This is a genomic window from Streptomyces sp. DSM 116793 (assembly GCF_057320905.1).
Genome location: NZ_CM170494.1, coordinates 8,611,498 through 8,626,033 on the forward strand (window position 1 = coordinate 8,611,498; position 14,536 = coordinate 8,626,033).

15 protein-coding genes and 1 pseudogene are annotated in these 14,536 nt (G+C 69.9%); 5 read left to right on the plus strand and 11 right to left on the minus strand.

The window, feature by feature from the left end; translation table 11 throughout:
• Positions 1-303 precede the first annotated feature (303 nt).
• Complete coding sequence (locus ACSMXW_RS34020) at positions 304-1,485, minus strand: GTP-binding protein (RefSeq protein ID WP_485802047.1); 1,182 nt, start codon at positions 1,483-1,485, stop codon at positions 304-306.
• Between the two features lie 6 nt (positions 1,486-1,491).
• Positions 1,492-1,662, minus strand: coding sequence for a 50S ribosomal protein L32 (rpmF, locus tag ACSMXW_RS34025; protein ID WP_485802049.1), 171 nt, complete (start codon positions 1,660-1,662; stop codon positions 1,492-1,494).
• 425 nt (positions 1,663-2,087) lie between these two features.
• On the opposite strand from rpmF, the gene ACSMXW_RS34030 reads away from it, so the two are divergent.
• Positions 2,088-3,074 (plus strand): LacI family DNA-binding transcriptional regulator, encoded by a 987-nt coding sequence (locus ACSMXW_RS34030; RefSeq protein WP_485808478.1) that lies wholly within the window; start codon positions 2,088-2,090, stop codon positions 3,072-3,074.
• 125 nt (positions 3,075-3,199) lie between these two features.
• On the opposite strand, the pseudogene ACSMXW_RS34035 reads toward ACSMXW_RS34030, so the two are convergent.
• The 3 genes and pseudogenes from ACSMXW_RS34035 to ACSMXW_RS34045 all read right to left on the minus strand — a co-directional run.
• Positions 3,200-3,784: pseudogene (locus tag ACSMXW_RS34035) on the minus strand (NAD(P)-dependent oxidoreductase); the annotation flags it as partial.
• 241 nt (positions 3,785-4,025) lie between these two features.
• Positions 4,026-4,919, minus strand: a complete 894-nt coding sequence (locus ACSMXW_RS34040; RefSeq protein ID WP_485802050.1) for a carbohydrate ABC transporter permease — start codon at positions 4,917-4,919, stop codon at positions 4,026-4,028.
• Positions 4,916-5,485 carry a carbohydrate ABC transporter permease gene (locus tag ACSMXW_RS34045; RefSeq protein ID WP_485802051.1) on the minus strand — a complete coding sequence of 190 codons (570 nt, stop codon included), beginning with the start codon at positions 5,483-5,485 and terminating at the stop codon, positions 4,916-4,918. Before ACSMXW_RS34045 ends, ACSMXW_RS34040 begins: the two co-directional genes overlap by 4 nt.
• Before the next feature lie 53 nt (positions 5,486-5,538).
• Here ACSMXW_RS34045 and ACSMXW_RS34050 point away from each other — a divergent pair, with 53 nt between their 5' ends.
• Complete coding sequence (locus tag ACSMXW_RS34050; RefSeq protein ID WP_485802053.1) at positions 5,539-5,772, plus strand: hypothetical protein; 234 nt, start codon at positions 5,539-5,541, stop codon at positions 5,770-5,772.
• A 553-nt stretch (positions 5,773-6,325) separates the two neighbouring features.
• Here ACSMXW_RS34050 and ACSMXW_RS34055 read toward each other — a convergent pair.
• On the minus strand, positions 6,326-6,895 hold the full coding sequence (locus tag ACSMXW_RS34055) for a family 43 glycosylhydrolase (protein WP_485802055.1): 570 nt from the start codon (positions 6,893-6,895) through the stop codon (positions 6,326-6,328).
• 856 nt (positions 6,896-7,751) lie between these two features.
• Here ACSMXW_RS34055 and ACSMXW_RS34060 point away from each other — a divergent pair.
• Both ACSMXW_RS34060 and ACSMXW_RS34065 read left to right on the plus strand, forming a co-directional pair.
• A complete protein-coding gene (locus ACSMXW_RS34060) occupies positions 7,752-8,762 on the plus strand; it encodes a cellulase family glycosylhydrolase (RefSeq protein WP_485802057.1) in 1,011 nt (336 codons plus the stop codon).
• Positions 8,763-8,909: 147 nt separating this feature from the next.
• Positions 8,910-9,731 carry a glycoside hydrolase family 16 protein gene (locus ACSMXW_RS34065; RefSeq protein ID WP_485802058.1) on the plus strand — a complete coding sequence of 274 codons (822 nt, stop codon included), beginning with the start codon at positions 8,910-8,912 and terminating at the stop codon, positions 9,729-9,731.
• Between the two features lie 148 nt (positions 9,732-9,879).
• Here ACSMXW_RS34065 and ACSMXW_RS34070 read toward each other — a convergent pair whose 3' ends face one another.
• Both ACSMXW_RS34070 and ACSMXW_RS34075 read right to left on the minus strand, forming a co-directional pair.
• The gene (locus ACSMXW_RS34070; protein ID WP_485802059.1) at positions 9,880-10,800 is read right to left on the minus strand and encodes an MBL fold metallo-hydrolase; all 921 of its coding nucleotides are present in this window, start codon (positions 10,798-10,800) and stop codon (positions 9,880-9,882) included.
• A gap of 1 nt (position 10,801) precedes the next feature.
• On the minus strand, positions 10,802-11,104 hold the full coding sequence (locus ACSMXW_RS34075; RefSeq protein WP_485802061.1) for an antibiotic biosynthesis monooxygenase family protein: 303 nt from the start codon (positions 11,102-11,104) through the stop codon (positions 10,802-10,804).
• Between the two features lie 487 nt (positions 11,105-11,591).
• Here ACSMXW_RS34075 and ACSMXW_RS34080 point away from each other — a divergent pair, with 487 nt between their 5' ends.
• Positions 11,592-12,389, plus strand: coding sequence for an AfsR/SARP family transcriptional regulator (locus ACSMXW_RS34080; RefSeq protein WP_485802063.1), 798 nt, complete (start codon positions 11,592-11,594; stop codon positions 12,387-12,389).
• A 163-nt stretch (positions 12,390-12,552) separates the two neighbouring features.
• Here ACSMXW_RS34080 and ACSMXW_RS34085 read toward each other — a convergent pair whose 3' ends face one another.
• From ACSMXW_RS34085 to ACSMXW_RS34095, 3 genes are all read right to left on the minus strand, one after another.
• On the minus strand, positions 12,553-13,320 hold the full coding sequence (locus tag ACSMXW_RS34085) for an AfsR/SARP family transcriptional regulator (RefSeq protein ID WP_485802064.1): 768 nt from the start codon (positions 13,318-13,320) through the stop codon (positions 12,553-12,555).
• 65 nt (positions 13,321-13,385) lie between these two features.
• Positions 13,386-13,895 (minus strand): hypothetical protein, encoded by a 510-nt coding sequence (locus ACSMXW_RS34090; protein ID WP_485802065.1) that lies wholly within the window; start codon positions 13,893-13,895, stop codon positions 13,386-13,388.
• Between the two features lie 83 nt (positions 13,896-13,978).
• Complete coding sequence (locus ACSMXW_RS34095; RefSeq protein WP_485802067.1) at positions 13,979-14,476, minus strand: MarR family winged helix-turn-helix transcriptional regulator; 498 nt, start codon at positions 14,474-14,476, stop codon at positions 13,979-13,981.
• Positions 14,477-14,536: the final 60 nt, after the last annotated feature.

Consider the following 14,536-nt stretch of genomic DNA (forward strand, 5'->3'; position numbering starts at 1 on the left):
GATGTGCTCCTCGCGTAGTTGAGTAATCAATGCCCGATCTGCGCTTGCCGGACGACGGCACGCTGCCCGCCGGGCTGCGGGCAACGCCCCCACCACGGCACGTTGCAGCCTCCCCTCCCGGGTGCACGAGGAACCGCCAGGTCGAGGAGGAGTACCGGCTCCTTCGCCCGGCGACGGGCCCCGGGTGGGCGACGCCGTGGCCGCCCGGCAGGTGGACAGTCCGATGTACCGGGCAGGCGCCCGGATCGGTGTCGGACCGGGCCGGGCGGCGCGTGGCCGCGCTCACCGCCCGGCCCGGAGTCTTCAGGGCCCCGCCACGGGGGCGGGATGCTGGTGTTCGCAGGAGTCGTTGACGCCGTGGCTGTTCCAGACGGGGAACGGGTCTTGGGACGGCAGGCTCTCGCCGAACGCCATGAGGCAGTCGGTCAGGGACGCGTGCAGCGCGTCCGCATGCAGCTGGGTGCCGATGAAGACCAGTTCCTGACCGCCGGGACTTCCGGCGTCCTTGGCGGCGGAGGGCTCGAAGCGGGCCACGGAGCCGGCCTGCGACCACAGGCCCGTCATGTGCGGGCGGCTGGCGAGGGTGAAGAAACCCTTCGACCGGAGGATGTGCCCGTAGGCGCCGCCGTCGAGTTCCTCGGTGACGAATGACCACAGCCGCCCGGGGTGGAAGGGCACGTCGGAGCGGAAGACCGTGGAGGAGATGCCGTACTCCTCCGTCTCGGGCACATGGTCGCCGTTCAACTCCATGACCCAGCCGGGTGCTTGCGAGGCTCGCTCCAGGTCGAAGAGCCGGGTGCCAAGGACGTCACCGGACGGCACGCGGCCGTGCACGGCGGGGACGATCCGCGCTGCCGGGTTGAGGCGGGAGAGGGTCGCCCGCAGCCGGGCGGCGGACTCGGCGTCGACGAGGTCGAGCTTGTTGATGACGATGACGTCGGCGAACTCGATCTGGTCCATGAGCAGGTCGCTGACGGTGCGTTCGTCCTCCTCGTACTGGTCCAGGCCGCGGTCGGCGAGTTCGTCGCCGCTTGCCAGCTCGGACAGGAAGTTGGCGGCGTCGACCACCGTGACCATCGTGTCCAGCCGGGCGACGTTGCCGAGTGTGGCGCCGTCGTCCCGGGCGAAGGCGAAGGTGGCCGCCACCGGCATGGGTTCGGAAATGCCGGACGACTCGATGAGGAGGTAGTCGAACCGCCCCTCGCGGGCCAGGGCGTAGACCTCCTCCAGCAGGTCGTCGCGCAGGGTGCAGCAGATGCACCCGTTGGTCATCTCGACCAGGCGCTCCTCGGTGCGCGAGAGGGCGGCCTCACCGCCGCGGACGAGGGCGGCGTCGATGTTGACCTCGCTCATGTCGTTGACGATGACGGCGACGCGCAGACCGTCGCGACTGCCGAGGACGTGGTTGAGCAGCGTGGTCTTGCCCGCCCCGAGAAACCCGGACAGGACGGTGACGGGCAGCCGGTCGGGTGTGTCGTGCGGCATCGGTGGTCAGCCTTCGGGGAGCAGCAGCCCGCGCTCGTAGGCCTTCACCAGCCGCTGGGGCACCAGGTAGGAGACGCCGTCCACGGTGACCGGCACAAGCTGCGGCGTCGTCGCCTTCCACTGCGCGCGGCGGTGGCGGGTGTTGCTGCGGGACATCTTGCGCTTGGGCACAGCCATGGGGACCTCCGGGATGAACGGGCGGAGCAGAACGCTACATGAAAATGGATCCCATTACTAATAGGTCGAAGACCAGATCAGAGCGCGTTGCCCGGGCATGGCCATGACTGGCTTGCTGCCGGCCCGCGGACTGCGCCGTGAGGTCGGCCGACGAGCCGGTGCGCTCCCGCCGACACCCTGGTCGACCGGGCCGGGAGACGCTCGCTGTGGCCCTCGGGGCACCGTTCGGCCGTCAGAGCCTCCGGAAGCGCTGGTGGGACCGGTGCGCACGCTCGTAGACTGCGAGGCGCAGAGGGCCTGGGGGACCGACGCGGCGAGTGAGGTACAGGCAACACGTGGACGAGGACACGTACGGGACCGAGCGCAGCAGCGTGGACGGCGGCGGCAGCTCGGTGGGGACGCCGCGTCGGAAGCGGGGCGCTTCCATGGCCGACGTGGCCCGCCTGGCCGGCGTTTCCTCGCAGACGGTTTCCCGCGTGTCGAACGGATTCCCGGGCGTCGTCGAGTCGACCCGTCAACAGGTGCTCGACGCCATGAAGGAGCTCGACTACCGCCCCAACAGCGCCGCCAGGGCGCTCAAGCGAGGCGAGTTCCGCACCATCGGCATCATCCTGTTCAACCTCTCGACCACGGGCAACGTCCGAACCCTGGAGGCCATCGCGACATCGGCGGCCCACGAGGGATACGCCACCGTCCTGATTCCGGTCACCGTTCCGACCCAGGACAGCGTGCGAGGTGCCTTCACCCGGCTGGGCGAGCTGGCCGTCGACGGGGTGATCGTCCTCATGGAGGAGCACCTGCTGGACTCGGTGACGGTGTCCCTGCCGCCACGGACGCACGTGGTCGTCGCCGACTCCAACGCAGGTGACCGCTACTGCGTGGTGGACACCGACCAGGTCGGCGGGACGAAGGCGGCCATGCGGCACCTGCTCGGGCTGGGCCACGAGACGGTCCACCACGTGGCCGGGCCCGAGGGCTCCTTCTCGGCGCAGCACCGTGAGAGCGCCTGGCGTGCGGCCCTGGAGGAGAACGGCCGACCGGTGCCGGCTCCGCTGCGTGGCGACTGGTCGGCCGACTCGGGGTACCTGGCAGGCAGGGCCCTCGCGGCGGATCCCGCATGCACCGCCGTGTTCGCCGCCAACGACCAGATGGCCCTCGGCATCCTGCGCGCGGTGCACGAGGCCGGCCGTGGCGTGCCGGACGACATCAGCGTGGTCGGCTTCGACGGCCTTCCGGAGGCCGCGACCTTCATTCCGCCGCTCACGACGGTCCACCAGGACTTCGCCGAGGTCGGTCGGCGCTGTGTGGACGGCGTCCTGCGCCAGATACGCAGCGACGAGGCCGAAGTGGGCACCACCCTCGTCCCGACCCGGCTGGTCGTCCGGTCCAGTACCTCGACGCCTCGACACTGAGCCGCCCCTGGGCGAGCGCCTCGGGCGGTCCGCGGAAGGGCGTCCGATGGCCCGCATGACCGGGAGTACGACGGGGAGTCGGCGGGCAGCGGCTCGGGGTCGGTGACGTCCAGGACGGCGTGCAGCCCGGCGGTACAGGCTGCCTCCAGCGCGGTGGTGTCGACCAGGGACCCGCGGGCGGTGTTGATGAGCACGGCGTCCTTCGGCAGAGCGGCGAGTTCCGCGGCGCCGGTCATGTGCCGGGTCCCGGGCAGTGCGGGCGCGTGGAGGCTGAGCACGTCGGCGCGTGGCAGGGCAGCGGCGAGGGTGACCGGCTCACCGCCCGCGGCGACGCCCGCGGCCGGGTCGGCCACCGGGTCGACGACCAGCACCCGCAGCACCCGGCTGCCGATCCGGGAGAAGCCGACCACGACCACCGTGCGATCGACGCGCCGGACAGTTCGCCGCGGCCCTCGACGTAGCTCCAGTCCTCGCGGAACGTACGGGCGTCGGCGGCGACGAACGGGACCTTCTTGAACGCCCCCAGCACGGCGGCGAGGGTGAAGTGCACGACGGGTTCGGCGTTGGCGTCGGCGGCGGTGGTCACCAGGATGCCCCGGTCGAAGACGGCGTTGGTGACGTGTCCCCGTACCGAGCCGGCCGCGTGGAGCACGGCCCGCAGCCCGGGGGCGGCTTCGAGGACGTCCGCTCCGAGCCGGGGACAGCCCCACGAGGTGATCAGCACCTCCGTCCCGGCCAACCGGTGCCGGGTCTCCGCCGAGGCCAGTTCGTGGACGGCCACCGGGTCGCCGAGCGTCGCGGTGCGCGCGAGCCGGGTCATCTCCTCGGTGCCGAACTGCATGCCGAGTGCCCTGCGATCCATCACCAGCAGCGTCCGCGGGCGCCGGTTTCTGCCGGTGTGCCGGGCCCCGTCGGGGGCGGCGGCCGGATCCTGTGCGGCGGAGGTGTCGGTCACTTGACGCTCCCCGCGGCCAGTCCGCTGCGCCACTGGCGCTGCAGGAGGAGGAAGGCGGTGACGAGGGGAACGACGGCGAGCAGCGACCCGGTGATCACCAGCGGGTTGTACTGGGGGAACTGGGTGACGCGGGTGCTCCACTGGAAGATGCCGAGGTTCATCGGGAACAGCTTCGGGTCGGTGAGCATCACCAGCGGTAGGAAGAAGTTGTTCCAGACGGCCACGACCTGGAACAGGACGATGGTGATCAGGCCGTTGCGCATCATCGGCAGGCCCACGGTGAAGAAGCCGCGCAGCTCCCCGGCACCGTCCACGCGGGCGGCCTGAAGGACCTCGTCGGGCACCGAGGCGTCCGCGAAGGCGCGGGCCAGGTACACCCCGAAGGGGTTGGTGAGCATCGGCAGGAACACGGCCCAGAAGGTGTCCACCAGGCGCAGGTGCGAGGCCAGCAGGTACAGCGGCAGGGCCAGCGCGGTGGTCGGCACCAGGACGCCGGCGAGGGTGACGGCGAACAGGGCGCGGCGGCCGGGGAACTCCAGCTTGGCGACGGCGTAGCCGCAGGCCGTACAGATCAGCGCGCCGAGGGCGGCGCCGACCACCGCGTACAGCACGGAGTTGCGTATCCAGTACAGGAAGATGCCGTCCTGCTCGGCGAAGAGGCCACGGAGGTTGTCGCCGAGGCCGAAGGAGCCCAAGTGGAAGGCGCCGGTGGTGGAGAAGTCGCCGACGCTCTTGGTCGAGGAGGTCACCAGCCAGACCAGCGACAGGACGGTGTAGCGCGCGCCGATCAGCAGGACGACGTGGACACCGGCGCGCGAGGTCCCCACCGAGCCGGTGGCGGGCCTGGGCACGGGGACGGCGGCGGTGGTGCGGGGTGTGGTGGCGCTCATCGTGCCGACCTCCTTGCGGACAGGCGCATGATGAGCGCGGAGAGCAGGGCGGACACCAGCGCCGGCAGGACCGAGGCCGCGGCGGCGTGACCGTAGGAGTTCTCGACGAAAGCGGCGTCGTGGACGTACAGGCTCGGGGTCCAGTCGCTGGTGACCGAGCCGGTGAAGCCGTGCAGCACCAGCGGCTCGGTGAACAGCTGGAGAGAGCCGATGAGGGTGAAGACCAGCGCCACGAACAGGGTGGGCCGGATGACCGGCACCTTGATCCGCAGCGCGGTGCGCAGCGGGCCCGCGCCGTCCACACGGGCGGCCTCCAGGAGATCACGGGGCACGGAGCGCAGCGCCGTCAGAAAGACGATCATGTTGTAGCCGCACCACTGCCAGTCGGCCATGTTGGCCACGGAGGCCAGCACGCCGTTGCCGCCCAGCGGATCGAACGGGAGCAGGTCGCTGACCGGGCCGATGGTGGGACTGTAGAGGTAGGCCCAGATCAGTCCGGCGATCACCCCGGGAACCGCGTACGGCAGGAACACCGCGAGCGTCCACAGGCCGCGCAGGCGCACCACCGCGGAGTCCAGCAGCAGCGCCAGGACAGCGCGCCGCCGAGCATCACGGGAATGTGGATGAGGGAGAACAGCGCCACGTTGCCGACTCCGGCGAGGAAGTCCCCGCCCCCGAGGACGTCGGCGTAGTTGCCCAGCCACACGAACACCTGGTGCGGCTCGCCGACCTCGCCCAAGACCGCCCCGTCCACCGCGTGGAGCTCTGGCCCAACCTCGTGGTGCGCGAGTCCTGCGGAAGCCGGGAGACCGTCGGCGCACCCCACGGCGAGTCCCCACTGGACACCCCGTGAGGGTTCTCGCTGGACACCCGTGAGGGCCCCCGCCTGGACACCCCGTGAGGGTCCCCGCAGCGGGGGGCCGCCAAGGAGGCCCGCCGCCTCTCGCCGGCGTCCGGGCGGGAGGAGCGAGGGCACCCTTGCGTGCGGTAACTCGCCCACGCGCCGCCGGCGCAGGCCAGCAGCTGGGCCACGAGTCACCGCCGCTCCCGGGTCGCCGGGTCGCCCGGTCCCGTCATGCACGGCCGCTCCGGCGCCCGCCCCGGCGGTTACCCCATGACGCCTGTCTCCGCGTCCACGGTCCACGCATCACGGCATGCGATCGAGGCGGTGGTTCCGCCAACGGTGAGTGGCTCCCAGATGTACCGCGAGTCGCTGAGGTTGCCGGAGTTCCACCGATCGCCCATGAAGAGGTAGCTGGTCGTGCTGGAGCCAGCGATCGGCTGAATCGACGTCGTCTGCGAGTTGCACGTGTTGGTGCCGGACGGCGCGAAGCTGCGCCAGGACGACCAGGTGCCCGTGATCGAGCTCGTGGTCGCGTACTGGTTGTCGTTGGTCGACCACCCGGTCAGGTGGGTCCGAAGAGGTAGTAGGTGCCGCCGATCTTGGCCATGGCCGGTGCCTCGTACTGGGGCAGGGTCTTGACCAGGGACTCCACGCTGAGGAAGTCCGACGAGAGCCGGTAGATCTGTAGCTTGGCGTTGGTCCGGTCCTCGCTCATGAAGTAGCCGGTGCCGCCGTCGACGAACAAGTTGTCGTCCAGGCTGTCGTGACCGAGGGGCTTGAAACTGCCGCGGTAGCTGTAGGCGCCGCACACGCTGCTGCTCGTGGCGACGCCCGCCCTCCGCTCCGAGTAGTTGCTGCTGTCGATGTGCATATACATGACATATTGCTTCGTGGAACTGTTGTAGATGACGTGTGGCCGCTCCACGACCCGGTTCGGCCCGAGGTCACCACTGGACTGCCGCGTCAGGACGTTGCGGACGAACGTCCAGTTCTCGAGGTCGGTCGAGGAGTAGCACCTGATGTTCTGGAAGGGGGAGCCGTTGGTCTTGTCCTCGCCCAGCCAGTAGTAGGTGCTGCCGACTTCGATGAGACCCCCGCCGTGGGCTTGGCACCTGCCAAGAGGGCGCCACAATTTCAACTCAACACGAACACAAACGTTCAGAAGCGATCATTCTCTATGTCGAGTAGATGGCGATTGGCTACGAAAAGGGCCGGACCTGAGTGCGTGGCAGAGGCTCGCCTGCGCACCGTGCTTCCATCCGGCAGGGGGCCGGCGCGCGACCTGCCGAAGACGCGCCGGGGTGTCCGTCGCGCCGCGCCGTGCTCGACGGATGATCGGGCCCGGGCGGAGTCGCGGTTGGTGCCGCTGTGGAGCAACGACCGGGGGAGGGCCGGGGTGGCGCTCTCGCGCGGTCGCGTGTTTTCGTAAACATTGCCCGTGTCGAACGTCTTGACGGGGCCCCCGACCAACCCTCTAACGTAACCGTTGCGTTAATGCTCATGACTTCCCCGTGCGCGGTGTGACGGACACGGCGGCCATCCGGGCGGCACCGGCGCGGCGGTTCCGGCCCGTCCGGGCTCCCCGGGAGCCAGTTCGACGGGGCCGCGAACAGCCCTGTCGCATGGGGAGGAACAGCCAGGCTCCGCACGGCGATCGCGCTCGGCGGGCCATTCCCGAGTCCTGGGTCGGCCGACCGGGTCAGCACCACCGCAAAGCGTTGAACGGCGCACGCCTGCCCGCAGGGTCCGCCACGGCCGACCCGACCGCGAAGCCGGTCACGGCTCCCCTGCGGCGCACCGCGCGACGGTCGAGGGCCGGGAGCACCCACCCCCGGTCCCTCGCCCATCCTCCCCGCGGCCCCCGGGACCGCATCCCCTCATAGCTCCTGCTGAACGACGCACATGGTGTCCACCCGCGCGTCACCGCCAGGTGCCGGTCGGGCATGCCGCCGGACGCCTCGCCTCCTCCGCACGGAAAGGAATCGATCATGCGACACCGCATCAGGCCCGTCCTTGCCGGTCTGCTTCTGGCGGCCGTGACGACGGTGCTCGGCTGGGGTGCGAACACCGCCCCCGCGCAGGCCGCCACGAATGGCTTCCGGGGCGTGAACTGGGCCGACGAGAGGGACAACTTCGTAGGCGGCACCCTGGTGCTGGGCGGGCTGAGCACATCGGACAGCTATGCCACCACGCAGGCCAAGGCGGACAAGATCCTCACAGGCTTCCAGAACAACCTGGGCGCCAACACCGTCCGCATGCCGGTGAACTATCCAACCGTCTCCGGCTCCTACTGGAACTCCTACACCGGCGCAATCGACAAGGCCACGAGCAAGGGCATGAAGGTCATCCTGAGTTACTGGGAGGCCGACAACTCCCGGGACGGCAAGGTCGACGACCTGGACCAGTTCTGGTCGATGTGGCAGACCATCGTCTCCAAGTACGGCAGGAACGCCAACGTCTACTTCGAGCCGATGAACGAGCCGCACGGCTACAGCGACGACGACTGGAAGAACCTCGCCGCCCAGTGGTTGGGCAAGTACCCCGGCGTGCCACGGGGCAATGTCATCGTCAGCGGCGCCGGGTACAACCAGCGGCTGATCACCATCGGCGACGACAGCCGCTTCGACGGCACCCTGCTGTCCCGGCACATCTACCAGTTCTTCGACACCGGCCGGCACACCGAGGCCTCCTGGCGCCAAGCGCTGTCCGACAGCATCGGCCAGTACGCCAACCGGTCCCTGATCACCGAGTGGGGAGCCCCCATGACGGAGGGCAAGAACTACAACACCCCGGCGGACAACAGCGACGACTTCGTGGCGTTCATTCGCGGCGTGGCCGCCGAGTCCCGTTCTCTCGGCATCGGCACCGTCTACTGGCCCGGCGTACGGCCAGGCGACCACTACCGGATGGAAACCATCAACGGCAGCGGGACCACCATCTCCCTGACCACGACCAGCGCCTCGGGCCGGGACCAGCTGCGCTACTCCTGGGGTCTGTGACGATCCCCGATCCGACGCGGACGGCCGCTTCCGACACCGGCCCGGACGACAACCTCCCGGGCCGCGGCAGCGACCAGGCCGGCTCCCCGGCCGACCGGCCGTCAGCCACGACGCGCACCACTGTCCCTCTCCCGTCAAGGAGGACCGATGACCGACTTACCACGACACCGCCCGACCGGCCCCGCACCGTCCCGCCGCAGGACACTCGGGCTGCTGGGCGGCGGGCTGCTCGCGGGCGCCACGACCGCCCTCTCCCCGTCCGCCGCCCGGGCCGCCGCGGCCGGCACCGAGGTGCTCATCTCCGGCTCTCTGGCCTCCTACAGCACCTTCGAGAGCAAGTGGAACTACCTGTACCCGTGGGGCGACAGTCACAACGGCTCGGCGCTCATGGTCGCCAGCTCCAGCAACCACAACCATGTGTCGCTGTCCGGCGGGGTGCTCACACTGACCGCCACGCCCTACTCGGACGGCGACTTCCACTACCACTCAGGCACCGTCTACGCGAAGCAGCAGGTTACGGTGAGTGACTCCTGGCCGGTGTGGGAGGTGCGAGGCGACTTCCAGGCACCGTCCGCCAGGGGCACCTGGCCCGCGTTCTGGCTGACCGGGGTGAACAGCTGGCCCCCGGAAAGCGACATCCTGGAGTTCAAGGGCGACGCGACCAACTGGTCCAACACCTACAAGAACCAGGACGGCGGCTGGTCCACCACCAGGACCGCCATCTCCAACCCGGGCGGCACCTGGCACAACTACAAGGCCGTCCTGCGCAGGGCCAACGGCAGCGACGTGCAGATCCAGTACTACATCGACGGGGCGTTGAAGGGTACCCATACCGGCGCCGGCTTTGTGAACCAGCCGCTGTGGCTCATCATCGACCTACAGATGGAAGGCTCCTCCGGCTCACCCGGGCCCACCACGGAAACCTACTTCCGCGCCCAGAACCTGTATCTGGCCCGCAGCACAGGCTGACGGTGCCACCTCGGCGACCGCCCAAGGATTCGTTCCAAGCCCCTTGGGCGGTCGCCCCCGGCGACCACCAGCCGCGCGATCTCGGTGGATTCCCACCCCACGCCCACGGTGCCGGGGCGCCCGCGCCCGGTCCGGCACCCCGGGTGTCTCACGCCGCGCAGTGCGGCAACCCGCCGTGCAGGGCGACCATGTCGTCGAAGGCCGCCCGTACGTCCAGGGGAGCGGCGGGTGCGGCGCCGTGCTCCTCGGCGTAGGCGCGGGCCAGATTGCCGACCAGCCGCTCGCCGTCCCGCAGGTGGCCGTACGGCCCGGGCCCGGTGGCGCGCGCGAGGGCGAGCGGGTCGAGTCCCCCGGCGATGCCCTCGCGTGCCACGGCACGGACCCAGCGCAGGTAGTCCGCATTGACGTCGAGCAGATCGGGCCCGCCCGGCCGGCCGTGCCCGGGCACGACGTACAGCGGCTCCAGGGCGCGCAGTCGGTCCAGCACGCGCAGCGAGCCGCTCAACGATCCCATCAGGACGTACGGGGTGGCACCGGAGAAGACCAGGTCCCCTCCGAAGAGCACGCGCTGGTCGGGCAGCCAGACGACCGTGTCGCCCGCCGTGTGCCCCGCCCCGAGGTGCAGCAGTTCGACCCGCGTCCCCACCTCCGGCAGGCTCATCCGCTCCCGGAACGTCACCGTCGGCACGGTCACGGCGACGCGGCCCCAGTCCACCTGCGGCCACAGGGTGGTGAGCGCGGGGCCGTACGCGGCGATCTCCTCCGCGGCCTTCTCGTGCGCCACCACCGTCGCGGTGTCCGCGAACAGGCGGTTGCCGAAGGTGTGATCGCCGTGGCTGTGGGTGTTGACCAGGATGTCGACGGGGCGACGGCTCAGCTCGTACACCGTGCGGCGTAGTCGGTCGGCGCGGGCCTCGGTGGCGGCGGTGTCCACGAGGACGGTGTTCCGGCCGCCGGTCAGCAGGCCCGCGTTGTTCAGGCACCAGCCTCCGTCCGGCTGGAGGTAGGCGTGGACTCCCTCCGCGATCTGCTCGACCTCGTGTGTGATCCGGGTGTTGCCTACGTCCACGTCAGACTCCAGGTGGTGCGGGGCGGTCGATGACCAGACGACAGATGTGGGGCCGGCTGGTCGCCAGGCGGGAGAGATCCCCGGCCTGCGCGCGGAAGTCACACCGTTGCAGCGCCGTCCGCAGGGACTCCTCGTCCTCCCAGGCGACGGAGTTGAAGTAGAGGGAGGGGTCTTTCTCCGAGCGCAGCAGCGTGTGGCGGTGGAAGCCGTCCTGCACGGCCATGTGATCCGACACCCCGCGGAAGGCCCGTTCGAAGTCCGCCGGCGGGCCGTGGACGGTGAACATGTTGACCAGATGCAGCACCTCGGATCACCTCCTTCCCGTTTACCGACGTTCCTTTCCACGAGAGGCTGCCACCCCTCACTAAAAAAGCGGTCAAACCTCGCAGAGCAGGTCGCCGGCTGCCCCCCGGTTCCATTGTCCGGTGCGATGCGGCGGTGCGCTGCACGATATGGTCACCGATGGGAAAGACGGATGTCGACAAGATGTCACCCGGCACTTCCGGGGCTCATGAACGGTTGAGAAACCGCGCGATCTTGACAGCTCATCAGCAGAGTCCTAGCGTGACGTCAAGAGGGCTATTTATTCAGACGAGCCCTCCGGTGTGCCTCACGTTTTCTCCATATGTGCGTCCGATCCATTCACATGACTTTCCCATGTCATCTCCGATTCTGCGGTCCCTGTTTCAGACCTCGCCAGAGGGGCACGCGCTCCTCGTCCGTTCAATTCTTTGCAAACCGCTCCGCTCTCCCCTTGGGGGTTTGCTTTGGACATAGGGATTCTCGGTCCTTTGACGCTTCGGGCCAAAGGCGGCGAGGCCACTCCGACGGCGCCCAAACCGCGGCAGATGCTCGCCCTGCTGGCGGCCCGCGCCGGACAGGTGGTCTCCACCGATCTGCTGATCGAGGAGCTGTGGGAGTACCGGCCGCCGGCGAGTGCGATGACGGCCGTCCAGACGTACATCGTCCAGCTCCGCCGCAGCCTGGCCGACGCGTTGCAGGTCAGCACCGCCCAGGTGGCCGACAGCGTCCTCCCGTTCACCGGCTGGGGGTACCGGCTGGCGGCCGACGGCGGGGGCCACGACGTGCACGCCTTCCGGCAGGAGGCGGAACGGGGACGCCGGGCACTGGCCGACCAGGAGGACCGGAAGGCGTCACGCGCCCTGCGTCACGCGTTAAGGGTGTGGCGCGGTCCCGCATTCGCCGACGTCCGGCCGGGACCGCATCTGCTCGCCCACAAGACGACTCTCGAAGAGAACCGTCTCGACGTCATCGAACAACGCGTCGAGGCCGATCTACGGCTGGGCCACCACCATGAACTCCTCGGCGAACTGTCGGGCTTCGTACTGCACCATCCGCTGAACGAGCGGCTGCACTCGCTCTACATGGTCTCCCTCTACAGGGCGGGCCGCCCGGCGCAGGCCCTCCACGTCTTCGAACGGCTTCGGCGGAATCTCCGTGAGGAACTGGGAATTTCGCCGTCCCCGCAGACCTGGGAGCTGCACCAGGCGATACTCGCGGCCGACCCCTCCCTGGAAGGGGAAAAGCAGTCGAGCCTTTTCCGGCTCGAACTCGAACTCGCCCCTTAGCGCAGGACTGCGCCAATCCACCTCCAGCCGATTCCAACACCAACGTGAGCCCGGTCCTCGAAAGGTCCGGGCTCACGTGCCGGGCTCACGTGCCGTCGGGAGAACCGGTCTCCCGCCTTCCGTCCGGCCGTCGCGTCGACCGCGTCGGCACGCACGGGTGCGGTCACGCCGGCACGCGCTGCTCGACGATGCCGTCGCGCAGCACGCACAGACGGGGCGAGGGGTCCAGGCCGACCTGGTCGGCGAGATTGGCGCGCAGGGTGTCGAACGCCCGCAGGGCCGCTGCGGGGCGGTCGGCCCGGTACAGCGAGATGATCAACAGCGCGAAGAGGTTCTCGTGGAAGGGGTACTGCTGCACCAGGCCGTTCAGTTCCCCGATGATCTCCTGGTGCCGCCCGAGGCGGAGGTCGGCTTCCAGCCGCTGCTCGACCGCGCCGAGCCTGATCTCCTCCAGGCGGGCACGGTGGGCTCGTAGCTGCGGGCCGATCCGTACGTCCTCCAACGCGCGGCCCCGCCAGACGCGCAGCGCCCGACGGAGCAGCGCGGCAGCCCGGGCGTTGTCGTCGTTCACCAGCGCCCGCCTGCCGAGCGTCGCGTAGTGCGCGAACTCCTGGGCGTCGGAGGCGCCCGGGCCGGTGATCAGCCGGTACCCCCAGCCCGTATAGGCCAGCACGTCGTGGGAGACCTCTCGGTTGCCGAGGCGCAGGGCGCGGGCGAGGGACCGCCGCAGCTGCATGATGTACGTCTGCACGGCGGTCAGCGCGCTCGCCGGGGGTTCGCTGCCCCACAGCTCGTCCACCAGCGCGTCCATGGACACCACCTGGTCCGCGCTGGCCGCCAGCAGGGCGAGGGCCTGCCGCGGCTTGGGCGCGGTCGGCAGGGCGAGCTGGGTGGAACCCACCGCCAGGGGACCGAGAATCGATATGTACATGTCGTCACCACCACTGCTCTGCTACTCGTACTCTCCTGCCCGCGCCCGGAGCCGGCCCGGCCGGCTCACCCTTCCGGGATCGCCGAGGGCGCCGCGGAGGCGGCGGTGGTCGGTGGCTGTGACGCGGACCGCGTACGGTTCGGGCGAGCGGACGAAAGACGCCTGCCCTCCCGGGTGTTGAGCGCGAGGAGCGTGATGTTGACCGAGCCGCCGGCGAGTTCGACCGCCTGGACGACGGCGAACGTCGTGCCGAGGTCGCCGTCGGCGGCCAGCGTCCGCAGGATGACGGCGCAGGGAACGAGCACCGCCAGTCCGATGGCCGCGGCCACCGCGGTGCGTCGCTGCTTGCGCCGGATCACGGGGGAGCGGCGGCGTCGGCCGCTCAGGGAACGTCCGGTGGCACCCGTCACCGCCATGCTCGGTACCAGGAGGAACAGGGCCCAGACGACGGCCGTCTTGACGAGCGCGATCGTGTGCTCGTCGGCCCAGGCCTCGGCGGCGACGGAGGCCAGTGCGAAGGAGGTGATCAAGGTCAGGGCGAGGATTCCGGCGAAGGCGTGCACTCGCGGTTTCACGTTCGACTTCCCATCACGGTGGGCGGGCAGGCGTCGGTGACGCCTCGTACAGGGGCGCTGAGGCCGCGCTGCCCGGCACCGCGTCAGAGGCGATCCGGATCCTCCAGGTTCGCGATCACCCGAGCGAGCGTCCTCATGAGCAAGTCGGCCTCTTCGGAGTCGAGGCCATGGGTGGCGAGGTCGTTCACCTCGCGGGCAGCCGCGATCAGCGGCTCGCGCAACTCGCGGGCGCGGTCGGTGAGCAGGACCAGCGCCTGGCGTCCGCCGTGCGGGTCGGGGGTGCGGTAGACCAGCCCGTCCCGCTCCATCCGCTTCAGCGTGTACGCCATGGTCGGCTGCTCGATCCTCACCCGCCTGCACAGCTCGCGCTGGGTCAGCCCGTCCTGCTCGTAGAGCGCGAGGAGCTGGGCGAACTGGCCCGGCGCCACGCCGTGCTGTGCGATCCGCGCCCGCAGGGCGCGTTCCAGCATCCGTGCGAGGTGGTTCACCTGGTACCCCAACGATGTCTCCCGGGGCAGCCTCGCGGATGACCGGGCCGGCGCCCCCTTGTGCCGGCCCGGCATCAGCGTCTCGCCTTCCATAGCATGCTATCCATACATGCATAGCTTGCTATGTCTGTCAACCTCCGCACGGCGCGCGGC